The following is a 16,739-nucleotide window of genomic DNA, read 5'->3' on the forward strand; positions in this document are numbered from 1 at the left end:
TTGGAAACGGTCGATTAAACGGCAATCCTGTGGTCCGTCAGCCCGGGGCTTGTGACGCGATAGATGCCGATCTCGCCGAGCAGATTAGGCCAGAGTTTGCTGGCCCAGCCGTGACGGTGCTGCTGATCGACCGCCAGCCTGTCGAGCACCTGCGCATCGCGCTCGCGGCACAGCTCTTCGAAGTCGCCGAAGGTGCAGAAGTGAATGTTCGGCGTGTTGTACCAGGTATACGGCAGGAATTCGGACACCGGCATGCGGCCCTTGCTCGCCAGATACCAGCGGCAGCGCCAGTGACCGAAATTCGGAAAGGTGATGATGCACTGGCGACCGACGCGCAGCATCTCGTCGAGGATGCGGTCCGGGTAATGCACCGCCTGCAGGGCCTGAGTCATGACCACGACATCGAAGCTGTTGCTGGCAAAGTTGCCCAGCCCCTTGTCGAGGTCCTGCTCGATAACGTTGATGCCCTTGGCAACACACTCGGCAATGTTGGCCGCGTCGTTTTCCAGCCCGTAGCCGGTGACCTGCTTGTGGTCACGCAGCCAGGTCAGCAATTCGCCGTCACCGCAGCCCAGGTCGAGCACGCGGCTGCCCGCGGGAATCCATTCCTGAATGATTTCCAGATCGGCTCTCATGGCGTCCTCACAACGAAATTCGGTTCATGTAATTACCGAAAGCCTGCAAGTAGCGCGGAATCGGGATCAGAAAGGCGTCGTGGCCCTGCGGTGCATCGATTTCCAGGTAGCAGACGTCCTTGCGCGCGGCCATCAGCGCGTCCACCAGTTCCCGCGAGCGGGCCGGCGAGAAGCGCCAGTCGGTGGTGAACGACATCACGCAGAACCTGGCGGTGGCGTTGGCGAAGGTCTTGGCCAGGTCGTCGTTGAAGTTTGCCGCAGGGTCGAAGTAATCCAGTGCCTTGGTCATCAACAGGTAGGTATTGGCGTCGAAACGCCCGGAAAACTCTTCGCCCTGATAGCGCAGGTAGCTTTCGACCTGGAACTCGACGCTGTGAAAGTCGTAGTTGAGTTTTTCGCTCTTCAGGCCACGGCCGAATTTCTCGCCCATCGAGTCATCCGACAGGTAGGTGATGTGCCCGACCATTCGCGCCAGCATCAGGCCGCGCTTGGGAATCACGCCGCGTTCCTGGAACGAGCCACCGTGAAATTCCGGGTCGGTGAGAATGGCCTGGCGGGCCACCTCGTTGAACGCGATGTTCTGTGCCGACAGCTTGGGCGCCGAGGCGATTGCCAGGCAATGGCGTACGCGGTTCGGATAACTGATGGTCCATTGCAGCGCCTGCATGCCGCCCAGGCTGCCGCCAATCACCGCAGCCCAGGTGTCGATGCCGAGCAGATCGGCCAGCCGGGCCTGGCTGTTGACCCAGTCTTCCACGGTCACCACCGGGAAATTGGCGCCGAACGGCTTGCCGGTGTCCGGGTCAATGCTGCTCGGCCCGGTCGAGCCGTTGCAACCGCCCAGATTGTTGAGGCTGACGACGAAGAACTTAGTGGTGTCGATCGGCTTGCCGGGACCGATACAGCTGTCCCACCAACCGGGTTTGCGGTCGTCAGCGCTGTGGAAGCCTGCGGCATGGTGATGCCCGGACAGCGCATGACAGATCAGCACGGCATTGCTGCGTGCGGCGTTGAGTTGACCGTAGGTTTCGTAAATCAGGTCATAGGCTGGCAACGAACGCCCGCAGGCCAGCGCCAGAGGCTCGCTGAAATGCGCCGTTTGCGGCGTGACCAGTCCGACAGAATCGTGAGGGAATACCGTGGGCATCGACCCTGCTCTCGCATAAATGAGGCGTAAGTCTAAAGACCGCGGGGTGCAGCGGCAATAAGGGATATTGTGAGACGCAAATCAACGGCACGATAGTTAAGGCTGTTGTAGGAGCGAACTTGTTCGCGAAGGCGTTGCTTGGGTCGATATATCCTCTTTGGATGTACCTACCCCTTCGCGAACAAGTTCGCTCCTACGGCCTACGGCCAGAATCAAAAGCGGACTTGTGTGTAACGTCGAGCATTGGAACGTTGGAACAAGAGTGCTTACATCAACAACCGCAGCACATCCGGCATGTTGCTCATGGCGGCGAGGTTGTTGATGACCAGCATGTCCAGCAGTTTAAGCACCAGGAATGCGAGGATCGGCGAGATGTCCAGGCCGCCCAGGTTCGGGACGATCTTGCGGAACGGTGCCAGTGCCGGTTCGCAGATCTGGTTGACCAGTTCCGCGCCGGGGTTGTGGCTGCCCGGTGCGACCCACGACAGAATCACGCTGATGATCAGGGCAAAGAAGAAGATCTTCAGGAACAGCGCGGTCACGCCGATGATCGACCACAGCAGCAGGTGCAGCGGGTCGCCCGTGGTGCCGAACATCAGCAGCAGGGTCAGGGCCATCAGGATCATCTGCACGATGATCGCCAGCACCAGCGACGACATGTCCAGCCCGAACAGGCTGGGGATGATGCGCCGCAGCGGCTTGAGCAGCGGCTGGGTGGCGCGCACGATGAACTGGCACAGCGGGTTGTAGAAGTTGGCCCGTACCAGTTGCAGGACAAAGCGCAACAGTACGATCAGCAGGTAAAGACTGCCAAGCGTCTGCAGGACGTAAATTGCAGCGGTGTTCAATCCGATCATCGATCTGCTCCAGAAAACCCGAAAATTATTTGCCCAGTTGTTCAGCCAGCTCGGCTGCACGATGGTCTGCGGCGGTCAGTGCCGTTTCCACGAGTGCCTCGAAGCCGCCCGCCTGAAATGCCTTGATAGCCGCCTCGGTGGTCCCGCCCGGCGAAGTGACGCGACGACGCAGTTCGCCCGCGCCTGCATCACTGCCAGTCGCGATCAGGGCCGAGCCCAGCGCTGTCTGCAGGGTCAGCTTTTTAGCGATGTCCTCCGGCAGACCCAGTTTTACGCCTGCCGCTGTCATCGCTTCCATCATCAGAAAGAAATACGCCGGGCCACTGCCGGAAACGGCCGTGACAGCATCCATGTGTTTTTCCTGCTCGACCCAGACCGCGATGCCGACCGCGGCCAGCAACGCCTCGGCCTGCTCACGCTGCTCGGGCGTGACGTTGTCGGTCGCGTACAGCCCGCTGGCACCCTGACGCAGCAGCGAGGGGGTATTGGGCATGCAGCGCACCACCGGCTGCTCGCCGAGCCATTGCGTCAGGCTGGCGCAGGTGATGCCGGCCGCGACCGAAACAATCAGCTGGTGAGGTTCGAGACTGGACTTCAAGGCCTGACAGACGGTTTTCATCATCTGCGGCTTGACTGCCAGTACCACCACGTCGACGCCCTTAATGGCTTCAGCGTTGTCAGCGAATACCTGGATGCCGTGATCGTTGGCAATGCGTTCGCGGGTTTCGGCACCCGGCGCACTGGCACTGATCAGTGCCGCCTCCACGCCCTGGGCGCGCAGGCCGCCGATCAGGCTGGCGGCCATGTTACCGGCACCGACGAAGGCAATACGGGTCTTGCTCATGAAGGGGTCCTTGTGAAGAGTTTATGGCTGGCCATAGTCGCGGGCGCCAAAAAGAGCGGTGCCGATGCGCACCCAGGTTGCGCCTTGTGCAATGGCGGCTTCCAGGTCGTGGCTCATGCCCATGGAAAGTGTGTCGAGCGCCAGGTTCAACTGCTCCTGCAGCGCGCGTACGGCGGCGAAGGATGCGTCCTGCGCCGCAGGATCGTCTGTGGGCTCGGGGATGGCCATCAGGCCGCGCAACCTGAGTCGCGGCAGGGCGATGATGGCAGCGGCCAGCGCAGGCAGGTCCTGAGGCGTACAGCCCGACTTGCTGGCCTCGCCACTGACGTTCACCTGAATGCAGATGTTCAGCGGTTCAAGCGCTTCGGGGCGTTGCTCGGACAGGCGTTGCGCGATTTTCAGGCGGTCCACGGAATGTACCCAGTCGAAGTTCTCGGCGATAGCTCGCGTCTTGTTCGATTGAATGGGGCCAATGAAGTGCCAGCACAAGGGCAGGTCGCTCAGTTCGAGCTGTTTGCCCAGCGCTTCCTGTAAATAATTTTCGCCAAAATCGCGCAAGCCTGCGTTGTAAGCTTCACGCAGGTCACTGGCAGGCTTGGTTTTACTCACCGCCAGCAGGCCGACGGACGCCGGATCGCGCTCGGCGGCAAGCGCTGCGTCGCGAATTCGCTGTTCGAGCGTTGAAATGTTAGCTGCTATCGTGGACATTGATTTGCGCCAGTCAGGCTAAGGTCTGCGGCATTCTATGTGATTGAGGAGCTGTATGGATATTACCGAGCTGTTGGCCTTCAGTGCCAAACAGGGCGCGTCGGACTTGCACCTCTCTGCAGGTCTGCCGCCGATGATCCGCGTCGACGGCGATGTGCGGCGTATCAACCTGCCCCCGCTGGACGCGAAGGAGGTCAAGGCGCTGATCTACGACATCATGAACGACAAGCAACGGCAGGATTTCGAAGAGCGGCTGGAAACCGACTTTTCCTTTGAAGTGCCGGGCGTGGCGCGGTTTCGGGTCAACGCCTTCAACCAGAACCGCGGTGCTGGCGCGGTATTCCGGACCATTCCCTCGAAAATCCTGAGCATGGAAGACTTGGGCATGGGCAATGTGTTTCGCAAGATTACCGACGTGGCGCGCGGCCTGATTCTGGTTACCGGGCCGACCGGCTCAGGCAAGTCGACCACCCTGGCGGCAATGATCGACTACCTCAATAACAATAAGCATCACCATATTCTGACCATCGAGGACCCGATCGAATTCGTCCACGAGTCGAAGAAGTGCCTGGTCAACCAGCGTGAGGTTCACCGCGACACGCTGGGCTTCTCGGAGGCGCTGCGCTCGGCGTTGCGTGAAGACCCGGACGTGATTCTGGTCGGTGAAATGCGTGACCTGGAGACCATCCGCCTGGCGCTGACCGCTGCTGAAACCGGCCACCTGGTATTCGGCACGCTGCACACCACGTCAGCCGCCAAGACCATCGACCGGATCGTCGACGTGTTTCCGGCTCAGGAAAAATCGATGATTCGCTCGATGCTCTCCGAATCGCTGCACGCCGTGGTCTCGCAGGCGTTGCTCAAGAAGGTCGGCGGCGGACGCGTGGCGGCGCACGAAATCATGATGGGCACCCCGGCGATCCGTAACCTGATCCGCGAGGACAAAGTGGCGCAGATGTATTCGTCGATCCAGACGGGCGGCTCAATGGGCATGCAGACGCTGGACATGTGCCTGGCCGATCTGGTCAAGAAGGGGCTGATCACCCGCGAAAGCGCACGCGAACGTGCCAAGGTGCCGGACAACTTCTGATCACAGGGATGCTGCAGGAACGAAAAAGGGGTCTTGAACGCGTTCAAGACCCCTTTTTCAGATGCAGCCTGCAGAGCGCAGATTCAGGCCAGGATCAGCGCTGAACCACGCGCATCTGCCCTGCCTGCTTGGGCAACACTCGCTTGGCGATCTTGTAGTGGCTGTTCCAATACGGCTTGTTCAGCGTATCGACAGTTACGGCCTTGCCACGGCGCGGCGCATGAACGAACTTGTTGTCGCCCAGGTAAATGGCGACGTGGTTGATGTTGCGGCTCTTGATGTTGAAGAACAGCAGATCACCGGGTTTCAGGTCCTTGCGATCCACCGTCTGACCATGACCCTGGGCCATGGCATTGGAGGTGCGCGGCAGGTCGACCTCACGGACATCCGTGTAGGCGTATTTGACCAGTCCGCTGCAGTCCAGGCCTTTGCCGGGCGTGGTGCCGCCCCAGCGATAAGGCGTGCCCACAGCCTGCAAGGCGCGTTTTACAACGGCGCTGCCTTGCTTGGCGGGGGCGGAAGCCTGCAAGGCCGCGACTTTCTTGGCGTTCTTGCGTGAAAGCGGCTTCTGGACGGCAGCGGTGGCGCCGTACTGAGTTCGGGTGGTGGTGGCTTCCTGGGGTGCATTGCGAGTCGCGAGTGCCGGTGAAGAGTGGCTTTTGGCGGTGTAGCCCGAGAAGCTCGCAGGAAGTTGTTGCTCACGATTGGTGGCGTGGGCGGCCAGAGGCATAAATAGGCAAATGGTTAGCCATGTCTTGAAAAAAGGACGCATTCGGCAGGGCTCATGGTGGTCAGCGCGCAACTTTATAACAGCTTTTTCAAAAAAACTGACCCCATTTGTCGAGCGCATCACAGTGGCATCATTGCGTTTTATGCGACAGACTCTTTCTTTTTTCGGGCTAATCCCTTTAGCGACAAGGGCTTGGCGGCATTAAACCGCCTCATGTGCCATACGTCGGAATAGGGAAACCAAGTCACAATTTTGTTATGTATTTTTTTCTATCAGCGCAAAGAGGGCAAAAATGAACGCCTATCGTTCAGACACACACAGCAAGGTCATGGGCTACCTGATGTGGATTTTCGGCTTCCTGGGAGCGCATCGCTTCTACTACGGCAAGCCGGTCACCGGGACCCTCTGGTTCTTCACGTTCGGTCTGTTTGGCATCGGCTGGCTGATCGACCTGTTCCTGATCCCGTCGATGGACCGTGACGCCGACCTGCGCTTCACACCCGGCTCCACCGACTACAGCGTGGCGTGGGTGCTGCTGACCTTCCTCGGCCTGTTCGGCGTGCACCGCATGTACCAGGGCAAGTGGATTACCGGGATCATCTACCTGTTTACCGGCGGGTTGTTTCTGGTCGGCATCCTTTATGATTTCTGGACATTGAATGACCAGATCTCGATGAAGAACGCCCGACGCGGGTGAGGCTGGGACGAAGGGCTGACGCAGAGCGCGGCCCGGACACCTATCGTTCCTCACGCTCTGCTTAGGAATGCCTGTCGTGACGCTCCGCGTCACAAATCTGCGCCGCGCCGCATGCTCAAGACCGGACGCAGAGCGTCCAGAACGGCATGCCGACGCGGAGCGTCGCACGGTAGTCGAAACCCTTCGCGAACAAGTTCGCTCCCACGGCCTTCGGCCAGAATCAAAAGCGGACTTGTGTATAACGATGAGCGCTCTGTGCGGGAGCGAGAGCCCGTAGCGGGCTCAGCGGCTGTAGCTGATCCGTCCATCCACCAGTGTGTAGCGTACCGAGCCGGGCAGGCAGTGGCCGATGAAGGGGCAGTTTTCGCCTTTTGACAGCCAGGTCTCGCCGGCAACCGTCGAGGCGGCCGGGTCGAACAGGACGATGTCGGCAGGCGCTCCTGCGCTCAGCTTGCCGGCTGGCAGGCGCAGCGCGGCGGCCGGGCCGCTGCTCAGGCGGGCGATCAGGGTTGGCAGGTCCAGCAGGCCGTCATCCACCAGCGTCATGGCCAGCGGCAGCAGCAGTTCGACGCTGCTGATGCCCGGCTCCGTAGCGCCAAACGGTGCCAGCTTGGCATCGCGTTCGTGCGGCTGGTGATGGCTGGAAATCGCCTGGATGACACCGCTCTTCACCGCTTCACGCAGGCCATCGCGGTCAGCGCGGGTGCGCAGCGGCGGCTGCACGTGATAGAGGCTGGAGAAGTCGATCAGCGCCTCGTCAGTCAGAATCAATTGATACAGCGCGACATCCGCCGTTACCGGCAGACCGCGCGCCTGCGCCTGGGCAATCAGCGCCGCGCCACGGGCACTGGTCAGTTGGCTGAAGTGCGCGCGTACACCGCTCTGTTCGACCAGCAACAGGTCGCGAGCCAGCGCCACGGTCTCGGCCGTCTCGGGAATGCCCGCCAGGCCCAGGAAGCTGGCCGTCGGACCATCGTGCGCCAGACCGCCTTCGGCCAGATCACGATCCTGCGAGTTGAAAATCACCGTCAGGTCAAAGGTCGCCGCATATTCCAGCGCCCGGCACAGCGTACGGGTGTTGCTGAAGCTGCTCAGGCCGTTGCCGAAGGCCACGCAGCCTGCGTCGCGCAGGGCGATCAGTTCTGCCAGCTGTTCGCCTTCCAGACCCTTGCTCAGCGCCCCGATGGGGAACACCTTGCTGAACCCGGCCTCACGGGCGCGATCCAGGATCAGCTCGGCCACTGCCGAGGTGTCGAGCACCGGTTTGGTACGTGGCGGGCAGCACAGGCTGGTCACGCCGCCTGCCACCGCCGCGCGGGTTTCGCTGGCGATGCTGCCCTTGCGACTGTAGCCAGGCTCGCGCAGGGATACGTTGAGGTCGACCAGGCCCGGTGCTGCGACCAGCCCGGTAGCGTCGATGGTCTGCGTGGGCTCGAAACCCGCCGGGGCCGAACCGATGGCGCTGAGTTTGCCTGCTTCGAGGTGCAGGTCAGTGATTTGATCCAGCCCGCTGACCGGGTCGATGACGCGAGCGCCGAGGATGCTGAGCTTCACTGGGCGTTCTCCTGTTCGAATTGGCGTTGTGCGTTCTGTCCGCTCATGGCCATGGACAGCACCGCCATGCGGATCGCGATACCGTAAGTCACTTGATTGAGAATCACCGAATGCGCGCCGTCGGCCACTGCCGATTCGATTTCCACGCCGCGGTTGATCGGGCCGGGGTGCATGACAATCGCATCCGGCTTCGCCGCCGCCAAACGGGCGGTGGTCAGGCCGAACAGGCGGTAGAACTCGCCTTCGCTGGGCAGCAGGCCACCGGTCATGCGCTCACGCTGCAGACGCAGCATGATGACCACGTCCACGTCCTTCAAACCTTCGTTGAGGTCGGTGTAGACCTTGACCCCGTATTGTTCGACGCCCACCGGCAGCAGGGTTTTCGGCCCGATCACGCGGATATCCGGGCAGCCCAGCGCCTTGAGCGCCAGCATATTCGAGCGTGCCACCCGTGAATGCAGGATGTCACCGACGATGGCCACCGACAGGTTCTCGAAACCGCCCTTGTGACGGCGGATGGTCAGCATGTCGAGCATGCCCTGGGTCGGGTGAGCATGGCGGCCGTCGCCGCCGTTGATGATCGCGACGTCCGGGCACACGTGCTCGGCAATGAAATGCGCCGCACCCGAGTCGGCGTGGCGCACGACGAACATGTCGGCGGCCATCGCTTCGAGGTTGCGCAAGGTGTCGAACAGCGTTTCACCCTTGCTGGTGGACGAGGTCGAGACGTTCAGCGTGATCACGTCGGCTGACAGGCGCTGGGCCGCCAGTTCAAAGGTGGTCCGGGTGCGCGTGGAGTTCTCGAAGAACACGTTGCACACCGTCTTGCCGCGCAACAACGGGACTTTCTTGACCGCCCGGGCGCCGACTTCGAGGAACGAGTCGGCGGTGTCGAGAATTTCGGTGAGCAGCTCGCGGGGCAAGCCGTCCAGAGACAGGAAATGGCGCAGCTGGCCCAGGTGGTTGAGCTGCAGCGGGCGCTTGGCGTCGAGAGGCGTCATCGCAATGGACTCTTAAAGGGCGGTGGAGAGGTCTTGAAGTTCGAGCGCCAGCGGCTCGGGGCCGGACAGCTTGATGCGTTCATTCGGTGCCAGCGACAGGGTGGCGCCGACCACGTTCGGACGTACCGGCAGTTCACCGGCGTCCAGGTCCAGCAGGCAGACCAGCGTGACACTGGCCGGGCGGCCGTAATCGAACAGTTCGTTGAGTGCAGCGCGGACGGTACGGCCGCTCATCAGCACGTCATCGATCAGCACCAGGTGCTGGCCTTCGATCTCGAACGGCAGTTCAGAAGGGCGCACTTGCGGATGCAGGCCGTTCTGGCTGAAATCATCGCGATAGAACGAAACGTCCAGGGTGCCCAGCGGAGCGGGGTTGTTCAGTGCCTTGAGCAGCGCCTGGGCAACCCAGACACCGCCAGTGCGGATGCCGATGAAACGAGGGTCGCTGATGCCGCGCTTGCTCAGGTGAGCGTTCAGGTCAGTGGCCATCTGACGAATCAGTTCGGCGGGATCGGGCAGGCTCATGGTTGCTCCTTAGAGGCTCGGGCAGCGTCGGTCCGTGGCGCGATGCTCAAGCGATAACGTGGAATCCGGGTATCTCGAAGCGATAAAGGCAGAAAAAGTCACACATTCAACAGTTCGGGGTGCTCGTCCAGCCAGCCTTGCAGCAAGAGTGCAGCGGCAATGGCATCCACCGGGTTGTCGCGATAGCTGCCTTTCTGGCCGCCGCGCGCCATGCGCTCGCCCTTGGCTTCGAAGGTGGTCAGGCGTTCATCATGGGTGTAGACCGTTACACCAAAGCGTCCGTTGAGCTTGCGCGAAAACTTTTCCGCGCGCGCGCTCATGTCGCTGGGCGTGCCGTCCATGTTCAAAGGCAGGCCGACCACGATCGCATCAGGTTTCCACTCGTTGATCAGCGCCTGGACCTTGTCCCAGTCCGGCACGCCATTCTGCGCCTTGAGCGTACAGAGTTCACGCGCCTGACCGGTAATCGCCTGGCCGACCGCAACGCCGATCTGTTTGGTGCCGTAATCAATGCCCAGCAGCAGCCGTAAGGCGGCCATCAAGCGTGCCCTGCCTGGGTCGAGATCAGGTTGAGATTGATACCCAGGCGTCTGGCGGCAGCCTCCAGACGCTGGTCGCTGTCGACATCGAACAGGATGGCCGGGTCGAACGAGCAGGTCAGCCAGGCGTTGTCGGCCATTTCAGCATCCAGTTGACCGGCATCCCAGCCCGCGTAGCCCAGAGTGATCACATTTTGATCAGGCCCGTAGCCATCGGCGATGGAGAACAGCACATCCTGCGAGGTCGACAAGGAAATCCCGCCCGGAAGATTGACCGTTGCCTGAAAGGTCTGGCCGCTGGGATGCAGGACAAAGCCCCGATCGGTCTGCACCGGCCCGCCGGTATGAATGACGATGTCCTGGCAGTGTCTCGGCGCCGGCAGTTCCGGTCGCAGTTGTTCGAGCACATCGGCCAGGGTCAGGCTTTGCGGGCGGTTGATCACCAGCCCCATGGCGCCATTGGCGTTGTGCTCGACAATGTAGGTCAAGGTCTGAGCAAAGTTCTCATCGTGCATGTGAGGCATGGCGATGAGGAAATGATGCTTGAGATAACTCGGAGAGACTTTTTTCATGAGCCCTAGTTTGGCGTTGCCTTGCCCGGCTGACAACTGACACGTGTGGGTGTCGGGCGTCAGCTGGCAAAAAGTTCAGTTGCTTGACAGCTTGTCTCCGCGTGCAAATTTCCAGGTGCGAATGATCTCCAGTCGATCGATATCCGCCAGATCGCCGGTGAACGGCGCAAAAGGCGCCGCCAGACGCACGATCCGCTGTGCGGCCTGATCCAGCAAAGGCTGTCCTGAAGATTCGAGCACCAGCACTTCATACAACGAGCCGTCCCGATTGATTGACACAAGAAGTCGCAAATTACCGTAGATCTGCTTGCGTCGTGCTTCCTCAGGATAGTTCAGGTTTCCGACCCGCTCGACCTTCTTGCGCCAGTCATCCTTGTACCAGGCGCCTTTGTCGCGCATGGTCGAGGCCGCATTGAGGCGATGGATCTTCGGGCGCTTGGCGTAAAGCTGCTGTTCGGTCGACAGTTCGGCTTCCAGGCTGGCGATTTCGTTGCTCAGTTCCGAGCTGTCGAAGGTTGGTGCGGCCTTGGTGGTGGGCTCGGGTTTGACCTCATCGCGCTTGGCAACGGTTTTCTGCTGGCTGGGCGCGGTGGTCGCGACGGCCGTCTTTGGCGCTTCCTGTTTGACCACCGGCTTGCTGGCTGGCGGCGGCGTGACCTTGTTGACCTTGGTGTCCTGATAGGGCGCCAGCTCAGTGGTCTTGAGCGTTTCGGCCTTGTCCAGGGTGCCGCTGCCCTGTTGATCGTCTTGCGCCAGAAAGTCAGCCTGTTTGGGCTTTTCTTCGCTTTTGAAGGTGGCCAGGGTGATTTCCAGCGTCTGCGAGATCTGCTCCGGCTTTACATAGGTGAACCCCACGCCAAGGATCACCGCGAGGTGAATCAGCGCCGCGATCATCATGGTAAAACCCAGGCGATCGGCAGGGCGCACACCGGCGTTGGCGAGTTCCAGGGGGAGGTCGTTGTTGGCCATGGATGTCATTGGCGGTTCAGCATCTCGTCAGCCTGCATGTCAAAATCCGTGTCGTGTTACAGGTGGCGCATGATAACGCAATGTGCCGCGCGGCTCTGCTGCGGATCGGACGAAGGGAATCGATCCGACGCCGTGGCGCACGGTGTTGCCCGTGGCCAGCGGCGTCAGCGGCTGATCAGCCCTTGCGCGCTTGCAGCTTCTTCTCGATCGCGTCCATCAGCAGGCCACCAATGTTGGTGCCGAAGGCGTTGTCGATTTCGCGGATGCAGGTCGGGCTGGTGACGTTGATTTCGGTAAGGTGCTCACCGATTACGTCGAGTCCGACGAACAGCAGGCCTTTTTCACGCAGGGTCGGGCCGATCTGTTCGGCGATCCAGTGGTCCTTGTCGCTCAATGGACGGGCCTCGCCACGTCCGCCTGCCGCCAGGTTGCCACGCGTTTCGCCGGCTGCCGGGATGCGCGCCAGGCAATACGGAACCGGTTCGCCATCGACCATCAGAATGCGCTTGTCGCCGTCCTTGATGGCGGGCAGGTAACCCTGCGCCATGATTTGCTGCGTGCCGTGGGCGGTCAGGGTTTCGAGGATCACTGACAGGTTCGGATCGCCCGCCCGATGGCGGAAGATCGATGCGCCGCCCATGCCGTCCAGCGGCTTGAGGATCACGTCGCCGTGCTGTTCGGCGAATTCGCGAATGATGTCCGCGCGGCGGCTGACCAGCGTCGGCGGCGTGCACTGCGGAAACAGCGTGGCGAACAGCTTCTCGTTGCAGTCGCGCAGGCTCTGCGGCTTGTTGACCACCAGGACGCCGGCACGCTCGGCCTGCTCCAGCAGGTAGGTGGCGTAGACGAACTCCATGTCGAACGGCGGATCCTTGCGCATCAGGATCACGTCCAGATCGTCGAGACCTGCGTCGACTTCGGCTTCGAACTCGAACCACTTGGCCGGATCGGCAAACACCTTGAGCGGCTTCATGCGTGCGCGGGCCTGGCCGGCGTTCTGATACAGGTCTTTCTGTTCCATATAGAACAGTGACCAGCCGCGTTCCTGGGCGGCAAGCAGCATGGCCAGCGAGCTGTCCTTTTTATAGGAAATGCGCTCAATGGGGTCCATGACAATCCCTAGGCGAACGCTCATGGGCAATATCCTCTGATCGGTAAGGGCCGCAACGGCCGTAAAATTGGCATCAGGGTGGCGCTCCGATTGCTCCCGGTCAAGGGGCAGGCCTGCCGCGATGCACCAGGGTGCACTTTATGGATTGCGTCTGGAGAGTGTGCTAAAAAGGCTCGGCATCCGGTCTTCGGTCCCAGTCGATCAACGAAGCGATACGGTCAGGCTCCCAGTGCCTCGCAGAATGCGCAAAAATTCGCTGCGGCGATGGAAGAGCAGCTATGGAACAACACGCCTCCGCCCTGAAAGTCATGGTCATCGATGATTCGAAGACCATCCGCCGCACCGCCGAAACACTGCTCAAGAACGCAGGCTGTGAAGTCATCACTGCGATAGACGGTTTCGACGCGCTGGCCAAGATTGCCGATAACCACCCGCGAATCATATTCGTCGATATCATGATGCCGCGTCTGGACGGTTATCAGACCTGCGCGCTGATCAAGAACAACCGGGCATTCAAGTCGACGCCGGTCATCATGCTGTCCTCCAAGGACGGCCTGTTCGACAAGGCCAAGGGGCGGATTGTCGGGTCCGATCAGTTTTTGACCAAGCCTTTCAGCAAGGAAGAACTGCTCAGCGCGATCAAGGCTCATGTGCCGGGCTTCGTTGCAGCAGAACAACACATATCATGACGCCCGCGCCTGATGTAGCGCGCTCGTAATCTGACGGGGAACACCCATGGCTCGAATATTGATCGTCGATGACTCGCCGACTGAAATGTACAAACTCACCGGCATGCTGGAAAAGCACGGTCATGAAGTGCTCAAGGCCGAAAACGGCGCTGATGGCGTGGCCCTGGCCCGTCAGGAAAAGCCCGATGCCGTGCTGATGGACATCGTCATGCCGGGGCTCAACGGCTTTCAGGCCACACGCCAGCTGACCAAGGATCCTGACACCACCAATATTCCGGTGATCATGATCACCACCAAGGATCAGGAAACCGACAAGGTCTGGGGCAAACGCCAGGGCGCGCGGGATTACCTGACCAAGCCGGTGGACGAAGAAACCCTGATGAAAACCCTGAATGCGGTGCTGGCCGGCTGATCGCCGGAATCGCCATGGCCGAGCCGCGCACCGCTTTTGAACTGCTTCTGGATATGGATCGACGCTGTCGTTCGCTGGCGGCGGGCCTGCCGCTGCAGGAAGCCCATCAGCAGGACTGGGTCGGCATCGGCTTTCGTATGGGCGAGCAACGGTTTGTCGCGCCGATTGGCGAGATCGCCGAGATCCTTCACGAACCCCATCATGCGGTAATGCCCGGTGTGAAGTTCTGGGTGGCCGGTATTGCCAACTTGCGCGGTCGGTTGTTGCCACTCATGGATCTGTGCGGGTTTTTCGGCCACGAACTGGTGCCGGTGCGCAAACAGCGACGGGTGCTGGTGGTCGAGCACCATGATGTATTTGCCGGTCTGCTGGTCGATGAAGTGTTCGGCATGCAACGTTTCAGTCAGTTGAGCCTCATACCCCAGACCCCGCAGGACATGGATCAGCGTATGGTGCCGTTCCTGCGCGGGCAGTTTATCCGCGAGCAGGCGTGGCTGATCTTCAGCCCGTGGGCGCTGGTGCAGTCTGCGGATTTCATGGACCTGGCTTCCTAGCATGTCGGGCCTGGTGTGTTTCACAATTGATCCAGGCGGGGGCCTGATTAATGAGTAGTACAGACCGGTCAAGGGAAGGCGCAAGAAGCCGGACGCAGATTATTCTGCTGTTCGTGGCGCTTATCGTTTTCATCATGTTGCTGTTCGCCAACTTCGCCTACCTCAACACTCAGTCCAACTACGACAAACAGTACATCGGGCATGCCGGTGAGCTGCGCGTGCTGTCGCAACGCATCGCGAAAAACGCCACCGAAGCGGCTGCCGGCAAAACCCAGGCGTTCAAATTGCTGGCCGATGCGCGCAACGATTTCGACGTGCGCTGGGGCTACCTGAGAAAAGGCGACCCGGCCACCGGCCTGCCTGCGGCACCCGAGCTGATACGCGACGAATTGCGCACCGTGCAACGTGACTGGGAAGGGCTGCGCAAGAGCACCGACGTGATTCTGGCCAGTGAACAGACCGTCCTGTCGTTGCATCAGGTGGCGGCAACGCTGGCCGAAACCATTCCGCAATTGCAGGCCGAATACGAAAAAGTCGTCGAGAGCCTGCTGCAAAGCCGTGCTCCTGCCGCACAGGTGGTGGTTGCGCAGCGCCAAGCGCTGCTCGCAGAACGGATTCTCGGCTCGGTCAATACCGTGCTGGCCGGTGATGAAACGGCTGTGCAGGCCGCCGATGCCTTTGGCCGCGACGCCAGCCAGTTCGGTCGTGTGCTCAACGGCATGCTGGAGGGCAACGCCACGCTGCGCATATCCCAGGTCGAAGACCGCGATGCGCGCGCGCGGCTGGCGGAGATCGCCGAACTGTTCGAATTCGTCTCAGGCTCGGTGGACGAGATTCTCGAGACTTCGCCCGAGCTGTATCAGGTGCGCGAGGCGTCGGGCAACATCTTCAACACCTCACAGACCCTGCTGGATGAAACCTCGGTACTCGCCAACAGCCTGGAAAACCTCGCCAAGCGCCGCACCGTGAACACCGTCGGCGGCTATGTGCTGGGCTTGCTGGCACTGGCGTCGATCATCCTCATCGGTCTGGTCATGGTGCGCGAGACCAATCGCCAGCTGCGCGAAACCGCGCAGAAAAGCGAGCGCAACCAGACAGCGATCATGCGCCTGCTGGACGAGATCGAGAACCTCGCCGACGGCGACCTGACGGTCACCGCCTCGGTGACCGAGGACTTCACCGGGGCGATTGCCGACTCCATCAATTATTCCATTGACCAGTTGCGCGAGCTGGTGGTGACCATCAACCTGACCGCCGAGCAAGTGGCGGCTGCGGTGACCGAAACCCAGGCGACGGCCATGCAATTGTCGGCTGCCTCTGAGCACCAGGCGTTGCAGATCAGTGCCGCTTCGACGGCGATCAACGACATGGCCGCGTCCATCGATCAGGTTTCGACCAACGCCTCGGAGTCCTCGGCCGTTGCGGAGCGCTCCGTGACAATTGCCAATAAAGGCAACGAGGTCGTGCAAAACACCATTCACGGCATGGACAACATTCGCGAGCAGATTCAAGACACCTCCAAGCGCATCAAGCGTCTGGGCGAGTCCTCCCAGGAGATTGGCGACATCGTCAGCCTGATCGACGACATTGCCGACCAGACCAATATCCTGGCCTTGAACGCCGCCATTCAGGCGTCGATGGCCGGTGATGCCGGACGAGGGTTTGCCGTGGTGGCTGACGAAGTGCAGCGCCTGGCCGAGCGTTCGTCGTCTGCGACCAAGCAGATCGAAACGCTGGTCCGGGCCATCCAGAACGACACCAACGAGGCGGTTATCTCCATGGAGCAGACCACCAGCGAAGTGGTGCGCGGCGCCCGGCTGGCGCAGGACGCCGGTGTGGCGCTGGGGGAAATCGAAGGGGTGTCCAGGGTGCTGGCCGAACTGATCGAAAGTATCACCGACGCTGCCCACCAGCAGGCCGAGTCTGCCGGGCAGATTTCGCAGATCATGACCGTCATTCAGCAGACCACTTCGCAGACCACCTCGGGCACATCGGCCACCGCCGAAAGCATCGGCAACCTGGCGAAAATGGCCAGCGAAATGCGTCGCTCGGTATCGGGTTTTGCCCTGCCGTCATCGAAGAAAGCCGGATGATGTACCGCACAT

At 61.0% G+C, this 16,739-nt stretch carries 19 protein-coding genes; 6 read left to right on the forward strand and 13 right to left on the reverse strand.

Annotated elements, in window-relative coordinates; translation table 11 throughout:
* Positions 1–14 precede the first annotated feature (14 nt).
* The 5 genes from metW to AC54XV_RS02400 form a co-directional block, all read right to left on the reverse strand.
* Entirely contained in the window at positions 15–635 is a 621-nt protein-coding gene (gene metW, locus AC54XV_RS02380) for a methionine biosynthesis protein MetW (protein ID WP_003316724.1), read from the reverse strand.
* Positions 636–642: 7 nt separating this feature from the next.
* Positions 643–1,782, reverse strand: coding sequence for a homoserine O-succinyltransferase MetX (gene metX, locus AC54XV_RS02385; RefSeq protein ID WP_011266425.1), 1,140 nt, complete (start codon positions 1,780–1,782; stop codon positions 643–645).
* 266 nt (positions 1,783–2,048) lie between these two features.
* On the reverse strand, positions 2,049–2,639 hold the full coding sequence (locus AC54XV_RS02390) for a YggT family protein (protein WP_003404543.1): 591 nt from the start codon (positions 2,637–2,639) through the stop codon (positions 2,049–2,051).
* 25 nt (positions 2,640–2,664) lie between these two features.
* Positions 2,665–3,483, reverse strand: a complete 819-nt coding sequence (gene proC, locus AC54XV_RS02395; protein WP_003404546.1) for a pyrroline-5-carboxylate reductase — start codon at positions 3,481–3,483, stop codon at positions 2,665–2,667.
* Between the two features lie 21 nt (positions 3,484–3,504).
* Complete coding sequence (locus AC54XV_RS02400) at positions 3,505–4,191, reverse strand: YggS family pyridoxal phosphate-dependent enzyme (RefSeq protein ID WP_003404548.1); 687 nt, start codon at positions 4,189–4,191, stop codon at positions 3,505–3,507.
* Between the two features lie 55 nt (positions 4,192–4,246).
* On the opposite strand from AC54XV_RS02400, the gene AC54XV_RS02405 reads away from it, so the two are divergent.
* Positions 4,247–5,281 (forward strand): type IV pilus twitching motility protein PilT, encoded by a 1,035-nt coding sequence (locus AC54XV_RS02405; RefSeq protein ID WP_003404551.1) that lies wholly within the window; start codon positions 4,247–4,249, stop codon positions 5,279–5,281.
* A 94-nt stretch (positions 5,282–5,375) separates the two neighbouring features.
* Here the strand turns inward: AC54XV_RS02405 and AC54XV_RS02410 are convergent, their stop codons facing one another.
* Positions 5,376–6,053: a C40 family peptidase gene (locus tag AC54XV_RS02410; protein ID WP_050427262.1), complete on the reverse strand. Its 678-nt coding sequence runs from the start codon at positions 6,051–6,053 to the stop codon at positions 5,376–5,378.
* Positions 6,054–6,303: 250 nt separating this feature from the next.
* Between AC54XV_RS02410 and AC54XV_RS02415 the strand changes: the two genes are divergently transcribed.
* On the forward strand, positions 6,304–6,708 hold the full coding sequence (locus AC54XV_RS02415; protein ID WP_003404557.1) for an NINE protein: 405 nt from the start codon (positions 6,304–6,306) through the stop codon (positions 6,706–6,708).
* 282 nt (positions 6,709–6,990) lie between these two features.
* On the opposite strand, the gene AC54XV_RS02420 is transcribed toward AC54XV_RS02415, so the two are convergent.
* The 7 genes from AC54XV_RS02420 to gshB form a co-directional block, all read right to left on the reverse strand.
* Complete coding sequence (locus tag AC54XV_RS02420) at positions 6,991–8,262, reverse strand: dihydroorotase (protein ID WP_003366140.1); 1,272 nt, start codon at positions 8,260–8,262, stop codon at positions 6,991–6,993.
* A complete protein-coding gene (locus AC54XV_RS02425; RefSeq protein WP_003366142.1) occupies positions 8,259–9,263 on the reverse strand; it encodes an aspartate carbamoyltransferase catalytic subunit in 1,005 nt (334 codons plus the stop codon). The genes AC54XV_RS02420 and AC54XV_RS02425 overlap by 4 nt, the downstream gene beginning before the upstream one ends.
* A 12-nt stretch (positions 9,264–9,275) precedes the next feature.
* Complete coding sequence (pyrR, locus tag AC54XV_RS02430) at positions 9,276–9,788, reverse strand: bifunctional pyr operon transcriptional regulator/uracil phosphoribosyltransferase PyrR (RefSeq protein WP_003366144.1); 513 nt, start codon at positions 9,786–9,788, stop codon at positions 9,276–9,278.
* Between the two features lie 98 nt (positions 9,789–9,886).
* Positions 9,887–10,327, reverse strand: coding sequence for a Holliday junction resolvase RuvX (gene ruvX / locus AC54XV_RS02435; RefSeq protein WP_002551734.1), 441 nt, complete (start codon positions 10,325–10,327; stop codon positions 9,887–9,889).
* Entirely contained in the window at positions 10,327–10,899 is a 573-nt protein-coding gene (locus tag AC54XV_RS02440; RefSeq protein ID WP_011266431.1) for a YqgE/AlgH family protein, read from the reverse strand. The genes ruvX and AC54XV_RS02440 overlap by 1 nt, the downstream gene beginning before the upstream one ends.
* Before the next feature lie 75 nt (positions 10,900–10,974).
* Positions 10,975–11,877, reverse strand: a complete 903-nt coding sequence (locus tag AC54XV_RS02445; RefSeq protein ID WP_004414710.1) for an energy transducer TonB — start codon at positions 11,875–11,877, stop codon at positions 10,975–10,977.
* 166 nt (positions 11,878–12,043) lie between these two features.
* Positions 12,044–13,003, reverse strand: coding sequence for a glutathione synthase (gshB, locus tag AC54XV_RS02450; protein WP_058398796.1), 960 nt, complete (start codon positions 13,001–13,003; stop codon positions 12,044–12,046).
* A 254-nt stretch (positions 13,004–13,257) separates the two neighbouring features.
* Here gshB and pilG point away from each other — a divergent pair, with 254 nt between their 5' ends.
* The 4 genes from pilG to AC54XV_RS02470 are packed head-to-tail and all read left to right on the forward strand — an operon-like array spanning position 13,258 to position 16,727.
* Positions 13,258–13,668, forward strand: coding sequence for a twitching motility response regulator PilG (pilG, locus tag AC54XV_RS02455; RefSeq protein WP_002551738.1), 411 nt, complete (start codon positions 13,258–13,260; stop codon positions 13,666–13,668).
* Between the two features lie 46 nt (positions 13,669–13,714).
* Positions 13,715–14,080, forward strand: coding sequence for a twitching motility response regulator PilH (gene pilH / locus AC54XV_RS02460; protein ID WP_003404569.1), 366 nt, complete (start codon positions 13,715–13,717; stop codon positions 14,078–14,080).
* Positions 14,081–14,094: 14 nt separating this feature from the next.
* Positions 14,095–14,634, forward strand: coding sequence for a chemotaxis protein CheW (locus tag AC54XV_RS02465; protein WP_024641078.1), 540 nt, complete (start codon positions 14,095–14,097; stop codon positions 14,632–14,634).
* 50 nt (positions 14,635–14,684) lie between these two features.
* Complete coding sequence (locus tag AC54XV_RS02470) at positions 14,685–16,727, forward strand: methyl-accepting chemotaxis protein (protein ID WP_011266434.1); 2,043 nt, start codon at positions 14,685–14,687, stop codon at positions 16,725–16,727.
* Positions 16,728–16,739: the final 12 nt, after the last annotated feature.

The sequence above is a fragment of the Pseudomonas fragariae (ex Marin et al. 2024) genome, assembly GCF_059621105.1.

Excerpts from the sequence above, each read along its gene's own strand:
- AC54XV_RS02400 (WP_003404548.1), bottom strand. The coding sequence starts at position 4,191 with ATGTCCACGATAGCAGCTAACATTTCAACGCTCGAACAGCGAATTCGC.
- proC (WP_003404546.1), bottom strand. The coding sequence starts at position 3,483 with ATGAGCAAGACCCGTATTGCCTTCGTCGGTGCCGGTAACATGGCCGCC.
- AC54XV_RS02445 (WP_004414710.1), bottom strand. The coding sequence starts at position 11,877 with ATGACATCCATGGCCAACAACGACCTCCCCCTGGAACTCGCCAACGCC.
- pilG (WP_002551738.1), top strand. The coding sequence starts at position 13,258 with ATGGAACAACACGCCTCCGCCCTGAAAGTCATGGTCATCGATGATTCG.
- gshB (WP_058398796.1), bottom strand. The coding sequence starts at position 13,003 with ATGAGCGTTCGCCTAGGGATTGTCATGGACCCCATTGAGCGCATTTCC.
- pyrR (WP_003366144.1), bottom strand. The coding sequence starts at position 9,788 with ATGAGCCTGCCCGATCCCGCCGAACTGATTCGTCAGATGGCCACTGAC.
- AC54XV_RS02415 (WP_003404557.1), top strand. The coding sequence starts at position 6,304 with ATGAACGCCTATCGTTCAGACACACACAGCAAGGTCATGGGCTACCTG.
- AC54XV_RS02470 (WP_011266434.1), top strand. The coding sequence starts at position 14,685 with ATGAGTAGTACAGACCGGTCAAGGGAAGGCGCAAGAAGCCGGACGCAG.
- AC54XV_RS02425 (WP_003366142.1), bottom strand. The coding sequence starts at position 9,263 with ATGACGCCTCTCGACGCCAAGCGCCCGCTGCAGCTCAACCACCTGGGC.
- AC54XV_RS02440 (WP_011266431.1), bottom strand. The coding sequence starts at position 10,899 with ATGAAAAAAGTCTCTCCGAGTTATCTCAAGCATCATTTCCTCATCGCC.
- ruvX (WP_002551734.1), bottom strand. The coding sequence starts at position 10,327 with ATGGCCGCCTTACGGCTGCTGCTGGGCATTGATTACGGCACCAAACAG.
- AC54XV_RS02410 (WP_050427262.1), bottom strand. The coding sequence starts at position 6,053 with ATGCGTCCTTTTTTCAAGACATGGCTAACCATTTGCCTATTTATGCCT.
- AC54XV_RS02465 (WP_024641078.1), top strand. The coding sequence starts at position 14,095 with ATGGCCGAGCCGCGCACCGCTTTTGAACTGCTTCTGGATATGGATCGA.
- metX (WP_011266425.1), bottom strand. The coding sequence starts at position 1,782 with ATGCCCACGGTATTCCCTCACGATTCTGTCGGACTGGTCACGCCGCAA.
- pilH (WP_003404569.1), top strand. The coding sequence starts at position 13,715 with ATGGCTCGAATATTGATCGTCGATGACTCGCCGACTGAAATGTACAAA.
- AC54XV_RS02405 (WP_003404551.1), top strand. The coding sequence starts at position 4,247 with ATGGATATTACCGAGCTGTTGGCCTTCAGTGCCAAACAGGGCGCGTCG.
- AC54XV_RS02390 (WP_003404543.1), bottom strand. The coding sequence starts at position 2,639 with ATGATCGGATTGAACACCGCTGCAATTTACGTCCTGCAGACGCTTGGC.
- metW (WP_003316724.1), bottom strand. The coding sequence starts at position 635 with ATGAGAGCCGATCTGGAAATCATTCAGGAATGGATTCCCGCGGGCAGC.